General features: G+C 54.8%; 1 protein-coding gene. It reads left to right on the top strand.

Going from position 1 to position 3,119, the window contains the following annotated elements:
- Positions 1-3,110 (top strand): DUF4214 domain-containing protein (locus H8L47_RS29050; RefSeq protein WP_186957320.1); only part of this gene is annotated, 3,110 nt, incomplete at its 5' end.
- Between the last annotated feature and the right edge of the window lie 9 nt (positions 3,111-3,119).

Genomic DNA, 3,119 nt, shown 5'->3' with positions numbered 1-3,119 from the left:
ACGAAGACTGGAATGCCGGGGCTGATGCCGCTGTCGTCATTGCTGATCTGACCGGCAATGGCGTTACCGTTACCAATGTGGTGGCACCTACCGTCACCTCGGCTACCTACAACGTCGGCACGGGCGTGCTGGTTGTCACGGGCAATAACTTCCTGTCACTGACAGGAGCCAATAACGACATCACCGCCAACCGTATCCGCTTCCTGGGCCAGGGTGCCATTAACTACACCCTGACCAATACCCCGAATATAGACATCACCTCCAACACCAGCTTCACCATGACCATGAGTGTCACCGACAAGGCGCAACTGGCACTGAAGCTCAACAAGGATGGCAATTCTTCCACCGACAGCACCACCTACAACATCGGCATGCTGGAAGACTGGAATACCGGTGCCGCTACTGCTGTCGTCATCGCCGACCTGTTTGGCAATTTCATTACCGTCACCGGCAACAACGTCGCTCCCGTCATCGGTGGTGTGGTCGCTGGCCAGACTGTGACCGAAACCACCACGGTTTCTCCGTTCACCGGTGTCACCATCACCGATCCGGATGTAGGTGCTTCCGAAACCATCATCATCAGCCTCGATACCGCCGCCAAAGGAGCCTTTACTGCCGCCTCTCTGGCAGCCACTGGTTTCTCGACTGCTGATGGTGGCCTGACCTACACCCATGCAGCCGGTACCCCGGCTGCCGTTGAGGCAGCCATCCGTGGCCTGGTATTCCAGCCTGCGGCTGGCAGGGTGGCTGTCGGTGGCACAGAAACCACGACGTTTACCATCAGTGCCAATGATGGTATTGCTTCTGCGGTACTCAATAACACCACCACCGTGATTGCCACAGGTGTCAATGCGGCTCCGACCAATATCACACTGTCGAATGCGGCTGTACAGCAGGGCTCTGCTGACAATACGACGGTTGGTACGCTGACTGCGGTTGATCCTAATCCGGGTGATACGGCAGCGTTCACCCTGGTAACAGGCAATGGCACGAATGATAAGGACAATAGCAAGTTCACTATCTCAGGCAATAGCCTGGTGGCAAAGAACCCTGTGGGCATGACACCGGGTAATTACAGTGTCTTTGTGCGCGCCACCGATGCCTTGGGTGCTGCCTATGAGAAGAGTTTTACTATCGCTGTTGGCGATAATGTTGCGCCTGTTGCTACCGGTATTACCCGTATCCAGCCTGAGAACACCAGTCTGGGTACGATAGAGTACAAAGTGAGCTTCAGTGAAGCGGTGACGGGTGTGAATGCGGCTGCCTTTGCCCTGGCCACTACAGGCACTGCGGCAGGTACCATCAGCAGCGTCACCCAGCTTGACCCTTCTACCTATAGCGTCAGGATCACGGGCCTGGCAGGTGATGGGACCCTGGGCCTCAATCTCAAGGGCAGTGGCACAGGCATTGTGGATACGTCCAGTCTGCCACTCAATGGCGGCTTTACCGGGCAGTTGTATCAGGTGGATCATACCGCGCCGACAACGGGCATAGGCTCTGTCCGTCTGTCGAATGATGATGGTGTCAGCGCTACTGACTTCATCACCACCATCAGCAATCAGACCATCTCAGGTAGCCTCACTGCCGGTCTGCTGGCGGGGGAAACCGTGCAGGTGTCACTGGATAATGGTGCCAACTGGATCAATACGCTGGCGACCGCGGGCAGCACCAGCTGGAATTTACCGAATCAATTACTGTCTGGCAGCAACACCCTCAAGGTCAGGGTGGTCGATTTGGCGGGAAACAGTGGAACAACGCAACAACAAGCTTATTCCATCGTTAATTACGACAATAACAATACCGGCACCAAGCCCTCTGACAATACCATCCCTGTTACTGATCCTGACGCCGATGGCGATGGCATAGTGCAAAACATAGAAGCGGCAGTACCAAACTGGCTGGCCAATGGCATAGGTAATGGCAAGGGCGATGGCAACGGTGATGGCAAAGCAGATCAATCACAAAAAGACGTTGGTTCCCTGTTATGGAACAACGGCAGTCTGGTCAATACCCATTATGCGACCGTGAGTGTTGATCAGTCACTGGCCCTGGGCAAGGTCACCACGACGGCCAGTCCATCGAATCTCCCCAGTGACTTGCAACTGCAGTATGGCCTGATCAGCAGCCAGGTCAATGGTGTGACTGCTGGTAAAGAGATCAACCTGTCGCTCTACACAGACAAGCTGGGCTCGGTGAATGGCTACTGGGTACAGGACAAGGCGGGTCACTGGAGCAACATCGCCAGCACAATCACTGAAGTGAATGGCAAACTGAAAGTGGATTTCAGCATCACGGACGGCGGCTTATACGACAGTGATGGCAAAGTCGATGGCAAGATCAGCTTTAGTGGTGGTTTGGGCTTTAAAACCAGCTCGCTCCCCGGCGACAAGGATGGCGATGGCATCCCGGATGCCATAGAAGCAAAAGTCGGTACCAAGGTCGATGTCAAAGACAATGATGTACTGCACCGTTCTGACTTGTTTGCCATGCAGTTGTACCGCGATGTGCTGTTCCGTGAGGCGGATGCGGCAGGTGTGCAGTACTGGCAACAGCAAATCGACAGTGGCAAGATGAGCCGGGCGCAGGTGGCGGCGTCCTTTATGGAGTCGGCTGAGTTCCAGAGTGGCATAGGCGGTATCACACGCCTGTACTTTGGTGCCTTTGACCGTGTGCCTGACCGTGAAGGCATCGCTTACTGGATGCAGGCGCAAAAGGAGGGCATGAACCTGTCCAAGATCAGTAGCTCATTCGTGGCAAGTGCTGAGTTCCAGAAGACTTACGGGGCATTGGACAATACGGCATTTGTGGACAGGGTCTACCAGAATGTGCTGCACCGTGGTTCAGACGCAGCAGGCAAGGCTTACTGGCTGGGGCAACTGGGCAATGGCCTCTCCAGGGGCGATATGCTGGCGGGTTTTACGGAATCGACGGAGTTCAAGGCGAGTTCTCAATCCAAAGTATCGCTGACGCTGGATTACATCGGCCTCTTGGGTCATGCACCAGATCAGGTGGTGTTTGATCAACTGTTGGCACAATCAGTGACTGATACGGTGACGCTGATCGGGCAGTTTATTAATTCACCTGAGTATCTGGCGAGGTTTATGGCTTGATCATTAAGC

The organism is Undibacterium umbellatum (assembly GCF_014284125.1).
GTDB classification, from domain to species: Bacteria; Pseudomonadota; Gammaproteobacteria; order Burkholderiales; family Burkholderiaceae_D; genus Undibacterium; species Undibacterium umbellatum.
This window is presented reverse-complemented; position numbering and strand designations above follow the sequence as displayed.